The 16,787-nt window shown below is 66.3% G+C and carries 16 protein-coding genes; 6 read left to right on the top strand and 10 right to left on the bottom strand.

Annotation, left to right across the window (positions count from 1 at the left end):
- Window positions 1-15 precede the first annotated feature (15 nt).
- Window positions 16-579 carry a hypothetical protein gene (locus tag IB228_RS15010; RefSeq protein WP_192199064.1) on the bottom strand — a complete coding sequence of 188 codons (564 nt, stop codon included), beginning with the start codon at window positions 577-579 and terminating at the stop codon, window positions 16-18.
- Between the two features lie 145 nt (window positions 580-724).
- Between IB228_RS15010 and IB228_RS15005 the strand changes: the two genes are divergently transcribed.
- Window positions 725-970, top strand: coding sequence for a DUF3297 family protein (locus tag IB228_RS15005; protein WP_183640663.1), 246 nt, complete (start codon window positions 725-727; stop codon window positions 968-970).
- Between the two features lie 91 nt (window positions 971-1,061).
- Here the strand turns inward: IB228_RS15005 and IB228_RS15000 are convergent, their stop codons facing one another.
- On the bottom strand, window positions 1,062-1,499 hold the full coding sequence (locus IB228_RS15000; RefSeq protein WP_192199063.1) for a transposase: 438 nt from the start codon (window positions 1,497-1,499) through the stop codon (window positions 1,062-1,064).
- Window positions 1,500-1,841: 342 nt separating this feature from the next.
- Here IB228_RS15000 and IB228_RS14995 point away from each other — a divergent pair, with 342 nt between their 5' ends.
- From IB228_RS14995 to IB228_RS14980, 4 genes are all read left to right on the top strand, one after another.
- Window positions 1,842-2,477, top strand: coding sequence for a response regulator transcription factor (locus IB228_RS14995; RefSeq protein ID WP_192199062.1), 636 nt, complete (start codon window positions 1,842-1,844; stop codon window positions 2,475-2,477).
- A gap of 140 nt (window positions 2,478-2,617) precedes the next feature.
- The gene (locus IB228_RS14990) at window positions 2,618-6,934 is read left to right on the top strand and encodes a transporter substrate-binding domain-containing protein (protein ID WP_192199061.1); all 4,317 of its coding nucleotides are present in this window, start codon (window positions 2,618-2,620) and stop codon (window positions 6,932-6,934) included.
- A 258-nt stretch (window positions 6,935-7,192) separates the two neighbouring features.
- Complete coding sequence (locus tag IB228_RS14985) at window positions 7,193-8,086, top strand: AraC family transcriptional regulator (RefSeq protein WP_192199060.1); 894 nt, start codon at window positions 7,193-7,195, stop codon at window positions 8,084-8,086.
- An 88-nt stretch (window positions 8,087-8,174) separates the two neighbouring features.
- Window positions 8,175-11,024 (top strand): TonB-dependent receptor, encoded by a 2,850-nt coding sequence (locus tag IB228_RS14980; RefSeq protein WP_192199059.1) that lies wholly within the window; start codon window positions 8,175-8,177, stop codon window positions 11,022-11,024.
- 54 nt (window positions 11,025-11,078) lie between these two features.
- Here IB228_RS14980 and IB228_RS14975 read toward each other — a convergent pair whose 3' ends face one another.
- The 7 genes from IB228_RS14975 to IB228_RS14945 form a co-directional block, all read right to left on the bottom strand.
- Window positions 11,079-12,341, bottom strand: coding sequence for an RNA polymerase sigma factor (locus IB228_RS14975; protein ID WP_192199058.1), 1,263 nt, complete (start codon window positions 12,339-12,341; stop codon window positions 11,079-11,081).
- Window positions 12,342-12,494: 153 nt separating this feature from the next.
- Window positions 12,495-12,872: a YciI family protein gene (locus IB228_RS14970; RefSeq protein WP_183640644.1), complete on the bottom strand. Its 378-nt coding sequence runs from the start codon at window positions 12,870-12,872 to the stop codon at window positions 12,495-12,497.
- On the bottom strand, window positions 12,869-13,552 hold the full coding sequence (locus tag IB228_RS14965) for a dihydrofolate reductase family protein (RefSeq protein WP_192199057.1): 684 nt from the start codon (window positions 13,550-13,552) through the stop codon (window positions 12,869-12,871). The genes IB228_RS14970 and IB228_RS14965 overlap by 4 nt, the downstream gene beginning before the upstream one ends.
- A 40-nt stretch (window positions 13,553-13,592) precedes the next feature.
- Complete coding sequence (locus tag IB228_RS14960) at window positions 13,593-14,258, bottom strand: dihydrofolate reductase family protein (RefSeq protein ID WP_192199056.1); 666 nt, start codon at window positions 14,256-14,258, stop codon at window positions 13,593-13,595.
- A complete protein-coding gene (locus tag IB228_RS14955; protein WP_192199055.1) occupies window positions 14,255-14,686 on the bottom strand; it encodes a VOC family protein in 432 nt (143 codons plus the stop codon). The genes IB228_RS14960 and IB228_RS14955 overlap by 4 nt, the downstream gene beginning before the upstream one ends.
- Window positions 14,687-14,739: 53 nt before the next feature.
- Complete coding sequence (locus tag IB228_RS14950) at window positions 14,740-15,147, bottom strand: VOC family protein (RefSeq protein WP_183640632.1); 408 nt, start codon at window positions 15,145-15,147, stop codon at window positions 14,740-14,742.
- A gap of 60 nt (window positions 15,148-15,207) precedes the next feature.
- On the bottom strand, window positions 15,208-15,627 hold the full coding sequence (locus IB228_RS14945; RefSeq protein ID WP_192199054.1) for a YciI family protein: 420 nt from the start codon (window positions 15,625-15,627) through the stop codon (window positions 15,208-15,210).
- Window positions 15,628-15,873: 246 nt separating this feature from the next.
- On the opposite strand from IB228_RS14945, the gene IB228_RS14940 reads away from it, so the two are divergent.
- Window positions 15,874-16,251, top strand: coding sequence for a YciI family protein (locus tag IB228_RS14940; protein WP_183640627.1), 378 nt, complete (start codon window positions 15,874-15,876; stop codon window positions 16,249-16,251).
- 17 nt (window positions 16,252-16,268) lie between these two features.
- Here IB228_RS14940 and IB228_RS14935 read toward each other — a convergent pair whose 3' ends face one another.
- On the bottom strand, window positions 16,269-16,688 hold the full coding sequence (locus IB228_RS14935) for a hypothetical protein (protein WP_192199053.1): 420 nt from the start codon (window positions 16,686-16,688) through the stop codon (window positions 16,269-16,271).
- Window positions 16,689-16,787: the final 99 nt, after the last annotated feature.

The raw sequence follows: 16,787 nt of genomic DNA, 5'->3' as shown, positions 1-16,787 counted from the left end.
GCGGTCGCCAGCCGGTCAGAACGCGTCGCTGCCGGGGCGCAGTTCGATACCCAGGGCCGCGCACAGCTGCTGCATGCCCTCGTCGTCCCGGCTGAGCGCGATCCAGCCCGCATACGCATCGCCGTCGGTGTTCCAGTTCCAGAGCGTGTAGCCATGTTCGCGCAGGCGGTCATAGGCCACCGCCATCAGGCCCGGCACGTCCACGCCATCGAGGAAGTCTTCGTCGCCGGGATCGCCGCCCCAGTCGATGTCGATGTTCCAGCGCGCAGCCAGTTCGTTCACGCTGTCGATCAGCGACTCGCTGTCCTTCCAGTCGACATAGAAACCCGACGTCCAGTCGATCGCGTCCTTCAGCGCCCACAGCATCCGGCCATCGTCGTCGCCGTCGGCCTCGGCCATGCGCTCGCGCCAGGTCGCGAACTGGCGCAGCGCGGTCTCCTCGTCACCCGGGTTGATCAGTACCAGCAGGTTCCAGATCAGGGCTTCCTGATCACCCAGATCGATGTCCTCGTCCTCGTCGTCACCGGAGCGGGAGAACGCATCGTCGGCGTCGAAGTCGTCTTCGTCGGGTAGGGTCATGGGAAATGTCCTGGATATCCGCGGGATTCCTGCCTCGCCTCCACCATGGGGTTCGTCACCGAGGACGCGGGCCGCGGCAGGAACTTGGGAGGCGGCCCCCGGACGTTTATCCTATGCGCCTTCCGCGACACATGAAACCACCACCATGAGCACCGAAACGCCCCCCGACCGCCTGGCCTCCGACCCGCGCAGCCCCTTCCACGATGCGGAAATGATCGACCGCGGCGTGGGCATCCGCTTCAATGGCGTCGAACGCGACAACGTCGAGGAATACTGCGTCAGCGAAGGATGGATCCGGGTGCCGGTGGGCAAGTCCAAGGATCGCCGCGGCAATCCGATGACGTTGAAGATCAAGGGCGAAGTGGTCGCCTACTTCCGCGAACAGCATTGAGTTCACGGCGGGCGCCCGCGCCCGCCATGCATCGTCGGGGTTGTGCCCGGGTGGAACATGCGTTCCACCCGATCACCCGCGACCTGCCGAATCAGGCAGCCTGATGGTTGGCGTACCGCTGCTTGCGTTGCAGCGAGGCACGATGGGTCGCGACCATCCGGGCCAGGCCCTGCCGCCGGGCGTCGCTTTCCGGCAGGCAGGCCAGCACCGGGTCCCATTGTCCCGCCTTGACCCAGCGCGAGAAGCGCACGTAGACGCTGTGGTTGGCGCCGTATTCGATGGGCAGGCAACGCCAGTAGGCATCGTTGCTTCCCGCCATCCACAGCACCGCCTCGACGAAACAGCGGGCACTGGATTTGTGGCCGCGCGCGCGCGCGCCGAGTCTCCCCCCGAGATTGACCACGATGTGCGCCCACTCGTCATCGCTCAACTGGGGTTCAAGCACCGCCGACAGGGAACAGGACGCATCCTGCGTCTGCGTCAGGCGGCTGATCGTGGCGTCGAGACTTTCCTGATTTTCAGTCAGCATGTTCTGGCTACCGTCTGGGACATGGAAGCGGCGGACTCCGTGCCCACTGCAGACATCGTCTTGGCCCCTTGTCTGCATATCCGTCGGCAACCGCGGATCCACCGTTTTCGCAGTGTTCTTCCCGTCACAGGCCATCGAACATCGGAATCGTCTGAAAAATTCCGGAATGGCACGGATTCGCCGGTGCGCAAGCGATAATTCCGCCGTAAAGCGCACGTTCCGCAGACGTAGTCACAAAATATGCGATGGCGGTGGCTTGCGAATCCGATAGGTTCGCGGAATGGCAAAGCCCCGATATAGAATGTGACTGCTTTCAGCCCAGAATCCGGGAGACCACGGCACATGACATTGAAGATCGTGCTCGCCGACGATCACCCGATCATCGTTGCCGCTGTCCGTCAGCTGCTCGAACGCTCGGGCCACGAGATCGTCGCGGTTGCCGGTTCCAGCGGTTCGCTGATGGAGATCCTCGCCCAGCATCCCTGCGACCTGGTGATTACCGATTTCAGCATGCCCAACGAGGACGAAGCCGATGGCTTGTCCCTGATCGGACTGCTGCAGCGCCGCCTGCCCGAGATGCCGCTGATCGTGCTGACCATGGTCACCAACCCGGCCGTCCTGCAATCGATCCTGGATATCGGCGTGCGTGGCCTGATCAACAAGACCGACGCGATGACCGAACTGGCCACGGCCGTGCAGACGGTCATGCGTGGGCAGACCTATGTCAGCAAGGCCAGCCAGCGCCTGCTGATCCAGGCCGGCAATGGCAAGTCCGCGCAAGCGGTTCCGCTTTCGCCGCGCGAGACCGAGGTCATCCGCCTGTTCGCATCGGGCAAGTCGGTGACCGAGATCGCCCGCCAGCTCAACCGGAGCGTCAAGACCATCAGCACGCAGAAGCAGGAGGCGATGGCCAAGCTGGGGTTGAAGAACGACTTCGACATCTACGCCTACGCGCGCGAGAAGGGCATGCTCTCCTGACGGACGACCGTGTCTCCGTACAAAAACGCTGTCTGAGAGATGAAGCACGCCCGCGGGCGTCGCGACATTAGGAATAATCCGATTCGAAGGCCAGGGCACCACTCCTAGGCTGACGCGCATCGCTTTTGCGCGTGCCTGTCATGTCCTTCCGTGTTTCCTCCCGCCTGCGTGCGTGCCTGTCCGGCATGCTGGCATTGGCGGGGTCCCTCTGCCTGTCACTGATCGTGGTCGCCCATGCGACCGCGCATACGACGCTGGCGTTGGACCAGGAGGAAATCGCCTGGCGTCGCGCCCATCCGGTGTTGCGCGTGGGCGTATTCGCGGGCGATCACATGCCGCTGGAAGCCTGGATGGGAGGCCAGCCGGAAGGATTGGGCATCGACTACGTCCGCCTGCTTGCATCGCGCGCCGGCTTGCAGGTCGCCTTCCATCCATTCACCGACTGGGAGGCCGTCGCGTCGCGCTCCGCCAGGCGGGCACCGCCTTTCGATCTGCTGCTCGCGCTGCCCCATACCCGTGGCGACGAGGGCCACGTCCGCCTGCTGCGGACCTACCTGAGCGCCGCTCCCGTGCTGGTCACTCGTCGCAATGACACGCGCACGCGCGATCAACGGGATCTGGATCGGGCGCGGATTCTCATCGAGCGCCGCTTCCAGGACACCATCGTGCGCCTGCAGGGCGCCTATCCGCACGCGGTGCTGCAGTACTGCGATACCGGCCTGCAATGCCTGGACAGCCTGGCCCGTGGCGAAGCCGACGCCTACATCGGCGTCACCGCGGCCCGCACCCGGGCGCTGCTGGCCGGTCGCCGGGCCGATGATCTCAACCTGACCGGATCGGCGGGCCTGCCGGCCCTGGCGTTCTCGCCCGCGGTGCGGGTCGATGCGGCTCCCCTGGCCTCGTTGCTGGACAAGGCCGCCGCCAGCATCGACGAAGCGGAACTGGCCCGGCTGCGCGATCGCTGGGGCTTTGGCGATTCCGCCGAAGACGGCGCCGCGGCCAACGCCTCGCTGAGCGCCGGGGAACTGGAACGCCTGCGCGCGCTGCCGACGCTGCGGGTGGGATTCGAGGTGGATAGGTACCCGTACAGCTTCATGGACGGTGAAGGCCGCTTCGATGGATTGGCCGCCGACTATCTCGCCCATCTGGGCGAACAGCTGGGCCTGCGCCTGCAGCCGATTCCGGCACGCGACTGGGATCACCTGCAACAGATGATCAAGTCCGGCGAGATCGATCTGGTCGCGGCCGGCACGCCAGACGATTTCCATCATGACGATGTCGCATTCAGCCGGCCGTACGAGTACTTCCCGGAAGTGATCGTGGCGTCCACGCATGGTCCGGCCATCGCCGGCGCACGCGACCTCGACGGGCGAGTGGTCGCGGTCCGCGACGAAGCCGGATTGATAGGCAGGCTGCAGAGCCAGTTGCAGCGGACCACGTTCCGTCCGGTTGCCAGCAACGAGGCGGGCCTGGCGATGGTGTCCGAGCGACAGGCCGATGCCTACATCGGCACCCTGCCCGCGATTGATTCGCTGATACGCGATCACTATGCCGCGGATCTGCGGGTGGTGGGACCGGCGGAACTCGACCAGGAGCTCGCATTCGGCGCACGCGGCGACCTGCAGGCGCTGCTGCCGCTGTTCGATCGCGTGCTGGCCAACATGGCACCCGCGCAGAAGCGCGCCATCCGCGCACGCTGGCTCAGCAGTTCCTATCACTACGGGGTGCCGTGGGGCTGGGTCGCGGGCGGCATCGCCATGGCCCTGGTCATCATCGGCGCGGTCATGCTGGCGTACGCCCGGCTGCACCGCCTGACCCGCGCCCGGGTCTGCGCGGAGCAAGCGTTGGAAGCACAACTGTCATTCCAGCGCGCATTGCTGGAAACCATTCCCTATCCCATCTTCGCCAGGGACGCGCATGGACGGTACCTGGCGGTCAACCAGGCCTACGAGGCGATGTTCCGATGCGGGCGGGATTCACTGCTGGGGCGCCGGCTCGACGACGCGCGGCCGGACCCGGGCGCGGATCTGGCCGGCATGCGGATCGCCGATCGCGCGCTGCCCGGACGCGAAGCCTCGGAACACGGCGAGCTGCGACTGCCGGAGACGGAGGCCGGCGCGGCGCCGCGCGACGTGATCCTGTGGTCGCACGCATTCCTCTACGACGCCGACGAACCCGCCGGGCGGCTGGCGACCCTCGTGGATGTCAGCGAGATCCGTGCCGCGCAGGCACGCGCGCGCTCTTCCGAGCAGCGCCTGTCCGACATCACCGATGCCATTCCGGCGACGGTCTTCCAGTTCCGGCTCTCGCCGCGGGGCGAGCGGCGTTTCATCTATGCGGCCGGCAATGTGCAGGACCTGCTGGGCCTCTCGGCGGAACAACTGGTCGCCGACGAACGCCAGCTCTACGACCGCCTGCATCCGGATGATCGCGAACACCTCAAGGCGGCCTTGCGGGAGACCGCGCGCACCCTGCGTGCCCTGCCCACGCTGGATCTCCGGCTGAGGTTCGGGGATCGCTGGCATTGGGTGCGGACCGAGGCGGGACAACCGCGCCGACTGCCCGACGGAACCCTGGAATGGAGCGGGTACTGGATTGACATCGACGCCGCGCATGCGCAGGAACAGGCGCTGCACGACGCCAAGGCGCGCGCCGAATCGGCCGCGGCGACCAAGGCGGCGTTCCTGGCCTCGATGAGCCATGAAATCCGCACGCCGATGGCGGGCGTGCTGGGCCTGATCGAACTGCTGGCACGCACGACGATGAACCGCGAGCAGGCGCACATGCTGCGCCTGGCCGACGACTCGGCCAAGGCGATGCTGCAGATCCTCGACGATATCCTCGATTATTCGCGGATCGAGGCCGGCCGGCTGGCGATCGCCCGCCAGCCCTTCGATCCGCGCGCGCTGGTCGACAGCGTCGCCGGCCTGTTCACCGCGCGCGCCAGGGAAAAGCACGTCCGCCTGCACGTGATCCAGGAAAACCGGGTGGCCGGCGCGCTGCTGGGCGATGCCACGCGGATCCGGCAGGTGCTCAGCAACCTGGTCAGCAACGCCATCAAGTTCACCGACGATGGCCATGTCGCGCTGAGGCTGTCGGTCGTCGGGGACACCGATGGATACCAGCGCATCCGCTTCACCATCACCGATACCGGCATCGGAATCGGGAAAGACGATCTCGCCCAGTTGTTCCATCCCTTCGTGCAGGCGGAAGGGTCGGAAGCACGCCGGTTCGGTGGCACCGGACTGGGCCTGGCGATCAGCCGCCGCATCGCCTCCCTGATGGACGGCGATTTGCGCCTGGCCAGCGAACCCGGCATCGGGACCGAGGCGGTGTTCGAACTGAGCCTGCCGGTCAGCGAGCCGCTCCGGCCGGTGGCGGCGTTCGCGGGCAAACGCGCCTGGTTGCGCAGCCGCGACCCGTGGCGAAACGAAGGCCTGTTTCATTCGCTGTCGGCACTGGGTTTCGACGTGCTGAGCGGCGAAGGCGCCGACCTTCCGGCGTCCGTCGGTTTCGATCTGGCGGTCGTCGATGCCTGTGCCGTCGGTCCGGCCGGTTGCGCACCGGAAACGCCCTGCGTCCGCGTCGACCTGCAGGCGCCCCTCGCGGCAGGACCGGGCCGCGCCTGCATCGCGCTGCCGGGCGATCCGCTGCTGCATCACGCCGTGGGCGAGGCTTGCCGGGAAGCCCTCGGCGAACAGCCGGCCCGTGAACCGACGCCCGCGCTCCCGCCAGCACTTCCGGCGAACCGGCATGTCCTGGTCGCGGAGGATCATCCGGTCAACCGGGCGCTGATCGCGCGCCAGCTGGATCGCCTCGGCTACACGCATACCGTGGTGGAGGATGGCGAACGCGCGCTGGCGGTCCTCGCGGCAGGTGGCATCGATCTGCTGATCACCGATTGCCACATGCCGGGCCTGGACGGGCTGGCGCTGACGCGCAGGATCCGCGCCGCCGAGCCGTCCGGCCGCCACCTGCCCGTCATCGCGCTTTCGGCCAGCGCGCTGCCCGAGCAGGCCAGGCGTTGCCTGGAGGCCGGCGCGGACGATTTCCTCGCCAAGCCGGTGCGACTGGATCAATTGGCGGGCAAGCTGGCGCACCACCTGCGCCCGTCGCCCGCCTCCCAGTCCGTGCTCGAACCACAGCCCGCACCGCAGGACGTGCTTCCGGACGGCGACGATGGCGATCTGATTCCCGACCTGGTCGCGGCGTGCCGCGAGGACCTTGCGCGGCTGGATCGCTTGCCGGCCTCGGCACTGGTCGCCCGGCGCGAGCTGCTGCACCGCATGGAAGGCGCGCTGGCGCTGGTGGCACCGGTTCCGGAAGGCGATGTATTCGCGGCGGACGCCCGCGCGATCGGCCAACGCGAACAGGAGATACGCGAGCGGGTGGCGTTCCTCGAGGCATCGCTCCTGCAAGACCACCATCACGCCAGCGCCCTGCCCCATCCGCCCTGAAAAAACCCCGGTCCATCCAAAGATCGGAGCGCCAGACGTCGCATGCATCCGGTCCGGGCAATCGTTCCGGCCACGCACTTTTCACGGCTTCCTCCAGCGGCTGAGCCAAAGCACCCGTTCGCTTTGCATTTCTTGCGGTCCTGACGAGGGTCTCGGAGCTTTCCGATTCCAGCGCTCCGCCACGCCGGCCAATCTGCCGATCCGTCCGGAGTCCGCCGGACGCAATCACCGCGCCTTTCGGCGTGCCGGACCGGAGGCATGAACAAGATGGAAGCAACGATGCTGTGGGCCGATCGTGGCCGGACCCTGCGCTGCGGAGAAACCACCACTCCGCATGCACCACCGCGCTGTCTCGCCGTTTCCCGCCAGGGCAATCTCGGCCTGCAGGCGCGCCGGTTCTCGTTGTGGGTACAGGTGCGGGGCGAAGCCTGGATAGAGTCCGCCGAAGGACGGTTCCGGCTGAGGCCGGGCCAGTGGATCGCCCTGGACCGGGAGTCGCGCCCCACCGTCCAGGCCAGTTCGACCGGGCTGTGCCTGGGCATGTCGTTCGAGGCGGGCGGATCGCCCTCGCGGCGGCCGGCGGATGATTCGCGGGTATATCCGGGTCGCGGACGGTTGAATCGCCGCGAACGCGTGGTCTTCCTGCGTTTGTGGCGGCGTGCCTGCCCACGTGCGCTGATGGGGGCCGGCAGCCACGGCGATACCCGGCCACTGCTGGCGTTCATGGCCGAAGTACAGCGCGACCTCCAGCGCTTCGCGCAACGCTGCCCCGGCAGGACCCGCGGCCACCGCCACCAGGTGTTCGTGCGCTTGCAACGCGCCCGCCTGTACCTGAAGGGACATCACCACCGGCGCATCCCCATGCGCGAGCTCGCCCGCCTGGTCAATTTCTCGCACAGCTATTTTTCGCGCACCTACACCTTCGTCTACGAGGAGCAGCCGCAGGTGACGGCATCGCGGATCCGCCTCGCCCATGCCGCGGATCTTCTGATCAGCACGGGCGCGCCCATCGGCGAAATCGCCCAGGCGTCCGGATTCGAGAACAACTGCAGCTTCTCGCGCGCCTTCCGCGCGCACTTCGGCATCTCCGCCACCGACTATCGCCGTCATGGCGATCAGCAGGAAGGCAATTCGAGCAAAGCCACTGCGTAAAGCTAGCAACGTCTCCGCTCACATCCGCCGGTAACGTTAAGAAGGCGTTTTTTTAGCCTTATTTAGCGTTCCCAGGAGAGCATTCGAAATGAAGTACAAGAAGTCCACGTCGGCCCTGCGGCTCGGCGTTCTGCAGGCGTCCGTGCTGCTGGCCCTGTCCCCCGCCGCCTTCGCGCAATCGTCCGACCAGGTCTCGACACTCGACAAGGTCGAGGTGACCGGATCGCGTATCCGTGGCGTGCAAATGGAAACGCGGCAACCTGTGCTGACACTCAGTCGCCAGGATATCGAGAAGCAGGGCTTCACGTCTGTCGCCGACGTCCTGCAGAACCTTACCTCCGCGGGTTCCCCATCGATATCGCGCGCCAACGCGCTTTCTGCGGGTGAAGCCGTCGGTGGAAGCTATATCGACATCCGTCATCTTGGAAACACCCGCACGCTGGTTCTGATCAATGGAAAGCGGCTTGGCGCCACCACGGGAGGGTCTCAGGATCTCAGCCAGATTCCGATGGCGGCCATCGAGCGTATCGATGTGCTCAAGGATGGCGCTTCAGCGATCTACGGATCCGATGCCATTGCGGGCGTGGTCAATGTCATCACGCGCAAACAGACTGAAGGTCTGGAAGTGAATGCCTATTGGGGTCAGGATAGCGCCGGCGATAGCCGAACCAATCAGTATTCCTTCAGCCTCGGCACCCAGGGCGAACGCAGTGGAACCACCCTCTCGGTGGAATACCATCAGCAGAAGCCCGTATCGGCGGGAGATCGCTGGTTCAGCAAATGGGGGAGCGCCGGCCCGGACTACAAGGGTGATGGCTGGAGTCCGATCAGCCAGAACGGCTCGTTCTGCGATCCGTGCTCGCCTGCGGCTGCCGCAAAGTGGTGGACGTTGAAGGATGGCGGCGATCCGACGAATCGTGCCGACTATCGGTTGCACACCGCTTCGGACAACGCAAACGCCAACCAGCAGATGTACCTCCAGACGGGCGTCGAACGCCGTTCGGTGTTCGCCAGCGCGTACTACGACATCAACGACCGCGTGACCTTCAACGTGGACGCGCTCTACAACCATCGGACCACCGATCAACAGATCGCCGGCTATCCCTATCAGTCCGCCGCTTTCGGAACCCCCCTTAGCCGCGACAGCGCGTTCAATCCGACGCCCGGCCAGGACGTCACCTTCCGCCGCCGCCTCTGGGAAGTCCCCCGCACGACCAGGAGCGAACTGGAGACCTACCGCTTCGCGGGCAGCCTCGACGGTAATTTCGAAATGGGTGGCCGCCAATGGAACTGGGACATCGGCGCGCTCTGGAACCGCAACACGCTGACCAAGACGGGGCATGGCGACGCCAGCCTGATCGCTACCCGGCAGGCGCTCGGTCCGTCATTCATCAACGGTGATGGCGTCGCGCAATGCGGCTCTGCCAACAACCCCATCCCGTTGACCGCCTGCCGTCCCTGGAATCCCCTCCTCCCTCACGGCGTGGATGGCCAAGGATCGCTGGCCAACGCGGACCTGCAACGTTTCCTGCTGCCGCACTACACCGACACCGGCCTGACCCGCACCACCAGCTATACCGCCAACCTCGCGGGCGGCCTGTTCGACCTGCCTGCGGGCGAGGTGGGCCTGGCGATCGGCGTGGAACATCGCAAGGAAGAAGGGCGCTTCGCCCCCGATGCGTTCTCCCAGTCGGGTGAGAGCACAGGCCTGGGTGGATCCACCACGGAAGGTTCCTACAAACTGGATGAGGTCTATCTGGAGCTGAATGTTCCGATCTTTGCGGACCTGCCGGGCGCCAAGGAGCTGACGTTCAACGCCGCGGGGCGTTACTCCGACTACAGCAATTTTGGCGACACCACCAACGCCAAGTACGGGTTCACGTGGCGTCCATTGGACGAGCTCTTGGTTCGCGGCACGTTCGCCGAAGGCTTCCGGGCTCCCTCCATCAGCAATCTTTATGGCGGTTTCTCCACCAGCTTCGAGCGCTACACCGATCCCTGCGGCACCAAGGCCACCGACAGCGTGAATGGCAACGCCGCCTGCAATGCCGCCGGGGTCCCCGTGGGCTATGTCCAGTTGGGACAGGGCCTGATTCCCTGCACCAGCTACCCCTGCCAGACGCCGGACCAGTTCATCCGGATGCCGAACGCGCAGCTGCGCCCGGAAACCTCCCGCAGCAAGACCGTTGGTGTAGTGTGGAGTCCGCGCTGGGTGCAAGGCCTGGATATCTCGCTGGACTGGTACAACTACTCGCTCAAGGACATGATCATCTCCGACAGCGTTGATCGCATTCTTCGGGATTGCTATGTCCTCGGAAATGCATCCCGCTGCTCCTCCGTTCAGCGCGATCCGAGCGACGGCCATATCACCGGAATGACGTACGGACTCATCAACCTGGGCCGCATGGAGACGGAAGGCTACGACCTGGGCGTCAAGTACCGGCTTCCCGAGTTTGCCGCAGGACAGTTCAGCATCGACTGGCAGTCTTCCTACGTCAGCAAGTACGACGAGCAGAAGCAGAACCGCCACGGAGTCGACATCATGAGCGGTTCGGTTGGCATCCCCGGCATCTTCCGGCTTCGTTCCAACCTGGGTGTCGATTGGCAGAAGAACGAGTTCGGCATTTCGTGGACCGCGCGCTATTACTCCGGCATGCGGGAAAGTTGTGTCCCCAACCGGCCGTGCACCGATCCCGGCCGCTATGCCGACGGCGAGAAAAGTGCCGCCCGCCGCGTTGGCGCCAACACGTTCCACGACATCCAGGCGCGCGTAAACCTGCCGTGGGAAGCGACGGTTTCTCTGGGTGCGGACAACATGTTCAACCACCGCGGACCGTTGCTGTTCTCCAACTCGAATGCCCGCAGCAGCGACTTCCCGTACTACGGCGACTTCGACATCGGCAGGTTCATCTACATGAAGTACCAGCAGCGGTTCTGATCCACCACCAAGATGAAGTGCCCTCAACCTCTCCCGTTCGCGGGAGAGGTTTTTTCATGCATCCAGGCACGCCGCCGCACGCGCCAGCATCAGGTCGCGTTCGCGGGCGTTGCGGGTCAGGGCGGCGGCACGTTCGAAGGCTTCGCGTGCTTCGCCGCGGCGACCCAGTTGTTCGAGCAGGTCACCGCGGACCGCGGGCAGCTGCGGGTATTCGCGCAGCAGCGGTTCCTCGCCCAGTGCATCCACCAGCAGCAAGGCCGCGGCCGCGCCCTCGGCGCGGCTCAGGGCCACGGCGCGATTGAGTTCCACCACCGGCGACGGCATCACCGCCGCCAGCTGCGCGTAGAGGGCGGCAATGCGGGGCCAATCGGTCTGATCGGCGCGCACGGCGCGGGCGTGGCAGGCGGCGATCGAGGCCTGGAGGGTATAGGGCAGCTGCGCGCCACCCAGTTTCACCGAGCGCTCCAGCGCCTGCAGGCCGCGCTGGATCTGCAGGCGATCCCAGCGCGCGCGATCCTGTTCCAGCAATAGAATCGGCGTGCCGTCGGGCGCGGTGCGCGCGCGGGCCCGCGAGGCCTGCAGTTCCATCAGGGCGAGCAGGCCGTGCACTTCCGGTTCGTTCGGCACCAGTCCGGCCAGCACGCGACCCTGGCGCAGGGCCTCCTCGCACAGCGCCGGGCGCATCCAGTCATCGCCGGCGGTGGCGGAGTAGCCTTCGTTGAAGATCAGGTAGACGACTTCCAGCACCGAATCCAGGCGCTCGGCCAGTTCGCTCCGGCGCGGCACCTCGAACGGCACCTGCTTCTGCGCCAGGGTGCGCTTGGCGCGCACGATGCGCTGGGCGATGGTCGGCTCCGCCTGCAGGAATGCGCGCGCGATTTCATCGGTGGACAGGCCGCCCAGCAGGCGCAAGGTCAGTGCCGTCCGCGCCTCGGTGGAGAGCACCGGGTGACAGGCGATGAACACCAGGCGCAGCAGATCGTCGCCGATGTCGTCTTCCAGCCGGTCGCTGTCGTCAGGGCCCGGCATGTCCTGCCCATCCAGCTCGTAAGCCAGTTCGTCGTGCTTGCGCGCGTGCAGTTGGTGCTGGCGCAGGCGATCGATGGCGCGATGCTTGGCCGCGGTCATCAGCCAGGCGGCGGGATTGTCGGGCACGCCCGACGCCGGCCAGCGTTCCAGCGCGGACACCAACACGTCCTGTGCCATCTCCTCGGCCAGGCCGACGTCGCCCAGCATGCGGGTCAGGCGGGCGATCAGGCGCGGGGATTCCATTCGCCAGAGCGCGTCGAGGGTGCGGTGCAGATCGTGGGGGGCCATGGCCGGCGATCTGACCACCGCCCGGCGCACCGTGCAAGCTGAATGGCGGACGCCTCATTGGCACACCCCTTTTTGTCCAGGTCCGCGGGCGGTTCGCCTTCCCTGGGCGCGGCCGTCCGGAAGCCGCCCTGTCGGCCGCGTCGGCCGTTTTTGCTAGCAGCCGTCCAGTTCGAAGTAATGCAGCGGCCGGATCTCGATGCCCCATCCCCAGGCCTCGCCCTCGTCCAGCCGCGTGGTGGGGTGCAGCATCGCGATGCGCACGGCATGGTCGATGTCGTCGGCCTCGATGAGGAACGCGCTGCCGACGCGTGCCTCGCCCGGCGCGAACGGTCCCTCGGCCACCCGCACCGCGTCCCCGACCCGGCGCAGGCTGTGGATTTCCCGACCCAGCCCGGCGTCCAGGATGACCTGCCCGCTGCCATACAGCTCCTCCAGATGCGGCTCGCATTGCCGCATCGCCTGTTCGACCTGTTCGCGCGGGCAGGCGTCCATCCGTTCCGGATCGAAGTAGCCCAGGCACAGATACTTCATCGCGTCCGCCCTCCGCTCAGCGCACCGGACCGCGCGCCGTCCGGGCGTTCGAACTTCAGGTGCACGACCGTCGGCGTGGCCAGCGTGCGCACCAGCGCCAGGCCGTGCAGATCGTCGCCGATCCGTTCGAACAGGCGTTCGCCGCCGCCCAACAGCACCGGCACCAGATGCAGCTCCATTTCATCGACCAAGCCCGCCGACAGGTACTGGCGTGCCGCCTGCGCACCTCCGGCCAGGGCGACATCGCGGCCGTCGGCGGCGCGACGCGCCTGTTCAAGGGCGGCATGGATGCCCTCGGTGACGAAGTGGAAGCGCGTGTCGCCCAGCGCCAGCGGTGGCCGCGGATGGCGGGTCAGCACGAATACCGGATGGTGGAAGGGCGGGTCATCTCCCCACCAGCCATTCCAGGGCGTGCGCTCGTTCCATCCACCCGGATGTCCGCCGAACATGTTGCGCCCCATGATCGTGGCGCCGATGCCGGCCATCGATTCCTCCATGACCGTGGTGCTGGCGTTGACGTCGCCACCTTCCATGCCGTGCGCCCGGCGCCATGACGCCAGCGCGGTTGCCCAGTGATGCAGGCGTTCGCCGCCGATGCCCAGCGGGTTCTGCACGCTCTGTCGCGGACCGGCGACATGGCCGTCCAGCGAGATCGAAATACGGAAACGCAGCCGCGACATGAGTTGCTCCTGGGATGTGCCGGTCCGGAATGTTCCTCGCTCAGTCCTCGCCGGCGGCAATCTTCCGCTGGCGCTCGAGCTCTTCCGCCGAGGGTTGCTCCAGGCCGAAGTAGCCATACTCCGGCCGGCCCTCCATGCGATAGCACTGGCGGATCACGCCGGTATCGAAGGCCTGGTGCGATTGCAGACGCAGCGATGCCGGCACCGCGCCGTCGGCGAACAGCCGCTTGCCCTCGCCCAGCACCACCGGGAACCACCACAGCTGCAGTTCGTCGATCAGATCCTCGCGCAGCAGCGTCTGCACCAGCCCACCGCTGCCGTGCACCTGCAGTTCGGCGCCACGCTGCCGCTTCAGCCGGCGGATATCCGCCGTCACGTCGGCTTCCAGCCGCTCGCTGCCTTGCCATGCCAACGTGTCCAGCGTGCGCGTGGCGACGTATTTGGGGATGCGGTTGAAGCGCGCGGCCACCGGGTCCTCGTCGCCGACATGCGGCCAGTGGGCGGCGAACATCTCGTAAGTGCGCCGGCCCAGCAGCAGGGCATCGAGATTCGCCATGCCGCCGTTGATCAGGGTGAGCATGGCCTCGTCGAAATAGGGCGCGGCCCAGCCGCCATGCCGGAAACCGCCGCTGCGGTCCTCGTCCGGACCGCCCGGCGCCTGCACCACACCGTCCAGGCTCAGGAAGGCGGTCACCACCAGTTTCATGACGCCTGCTCCGTTTCCTGTTCCTGCTCCTGCATCGCGGCCATGTCCATGTAGACGACTTCCCACAGGTGGCCGTCCGGATCCTCGAAGCAGCGCTGGTACATGAAGCCATGATCCTGCGGCTCGCGCGGCTGGCGACCACCCGACGCGATGGCCGCGTCGGCCAGCTTGTCCACACCGGCGCGGTCGTCCGCGGACAGGCACAGGATGGCCTGGGCATGCGTGCCCGGATCGCTCAGGGCCTTGTCGGTGAAGCCCTGGAAGAATTCCCGGGTCAGCAGCATCACGTAGATGGTGTCGCTGATGACCAGGCAGGCGCCCTGCTCGTTGGTGAACTGCGGGTTGAAGTGGTAGCCGAGGCCCTCGTAGAACGCTTTCGAGCGGGCCATGTCGGATACGGCGATGTTGACGAAGATTTGCGTGGGCATCGGAATTTTCCTGGTTGTATGGCGTATGGATTTCGGGAGGAAATTGCAGGGGCTCAGGTGCAGTTGATCATCCAGCGCACGCCATGCCGATCGGCGAGGCTGCCATAGCGCCGCGCCCAGAACGTCTGCTGCAGCGGCATCTCGACCACCTGCGCGCCTTCGGACAGCGCGGCGTACAGCGATTCGGCCTTTTCCGGATCATCCAGATCGATCACCACGTAGGCACCGGTGACGCCCTGGTAGGGATGATCGGGCGTGGCGTCGGTACCCATCAGGCTGAAAGCGCCGACGTCGACGCGGCCATGCAGGATCCGCTCCTTGAGCGCGGCGGGAAGATCACCGCAACCGGGGGTTTCGCCGAAGCTCTGCATCGCGGCCACCTGGCCGCCCAGCAATCCGGCATACCAGGTCAGGGCCTGGCGGCAATCGCCATCGAAACTGAGATAGTGCTTGAGACGCATGGGAGGATTCCTTCTCTTGTCAGGGATGTTGCGGGAGGATGCGGATGGAGCGGATACGCGTTACTTCTCGCCGGCGATGCGCGCGGCCAGGCGTTCTTCCTGTTCGCGCAGTTCCGGCGTGAGCGCTTCGCCGAAGTCGTCGAGTTCGAAGATCGGACGGATTTCGACCTCGGCGCCGCCGTCGAAGGGCGCGCGCTTGAGCCACTCGATGGCTTCTTCCAGCGAACGCACCTGCCAGATCCAGAAGCCGGCAACCAATTCCTTGGTTTCGGCAAACGGACCGTCGATGACGGTGCGCTGCTTGCCATCGAAGCGCACGCGCGCGGCATGCGAGGTCGGGCGCAGTCCCTCGCCGGCCAGCATGACCCCGGCGTTGACGAGTTCCTCGTTGAAACGGCCCATTTCTTCCAGCTGTTGCTGGGTGGGCATCACGCCGCCTTCGGTATCGGCGTCGGCTTTCACGAACACAATCACTTTCATGTCGTACTCCTTCGGAGGGAATGGGAAGGGCGGCGTCCGGAGGCCGGAGCATCGCTGCTTACTGGGTACGACGGGCGTGAAGGGCGGGGATCGACAGCCCCCTGAAAAAAAGTTTTCCGCGGCGGGCGATTCCGGGCAGCGCCGGTCTCGGCCGCTGCGACGCCTGGGTCGGAGGATGCCCGCCCCGTCCGGATGCGGCATCATGCGCGCTCTGGCGGCGGCCCCGTCCCCTCACTGGAGCAAGACATGCAGTACCTGTTGCTGGTCTATACCGATGACGCCCTGCTGGAAACCCTGCCCCCGGGCGAATACGACCAACTGATGCGCGGCTGCCTGAGCCACGCCGACGAGCTGAAGCAGGCCGGCACGCTGATCGCCAGCCAGCAGCTGGAACCGGCACGGACCGCGCGCTCGCTGCGGGTCCGCAACGGCCAGCCGGCGATCACCGACGGTCCGTTCGCGGAGACCAAGGAAGTGCTGGCCGGCTTCAACCTGATCGAAGCCGACAACCTGGACGAGGCGGTGCGGATCGCCCATGAGTTTCCGTGGTCGCGCTTCGGCTGCATCGAAGTGCGGCCGGTGCACGACATGGGGCTGGAACGGCAGCGGGTCGGCCTGGGCTGAGTCCCGCCGCCGCGCGGTTACAGCTGCGCGCTGATCCGCGCTTTCACGCCGGGATGGTCGCGGTAATAGGCCGCGTTGTCGGCCAGATCACGCCAGCGGCGATGATCGGCCAGGGTCCGGCCGATCTGCTGGGCCAGCCGCTGCAGCAGCGCCGGCTCGGGCGGGTGCTCGCCTTCCAGCGCGCCTTCCATCAGGTGGAGCATGAGCTGCGCCCGATCCAGACAGGTCTCGGCCTCGCGGGAGGCATTGCCGTGCAGGGCCTCCAGCCGCGCCGGCGGGAAGCGAGTGATGCCGACGTCGGCCAGGACCGGTTCGTGCGCCCCCTGCAACAGGTGCAGCAATTGCGACAGTGAGTTTTCGTTGGACGCGATGCTCTCCTCGGGCATCGCGTCGACGCCTTCCTGGTGAGCGGTTTCACTTCTTGAATACGGATGCACGGGCAACCTCCTTGTGCGTTCAGTCGATGCGATCCCGTGGCCGTTCAGCGGTTTTCCCGTCGACGAAAAACGAGATTCAAACACGGTAGATGAATGCTC

Origin of the sequence: Pseudoxanthomonas sp. PXM04 (assembly GCF_014851695.1) — a bacterium.
In the GTDB taxonomy this organism is placed as follows: domain Bacteria; phylum Pseudomonadota; class Gammaproteobacteria; order Xanthomonadales; family Xanthomonadaceae; genus Pseudoxanthomonas_A; species Pseudoxanthomonas_A beigongshangi.
This window is presented reverse-complemented; position numbering and strand designations above follow the sequence as displayed.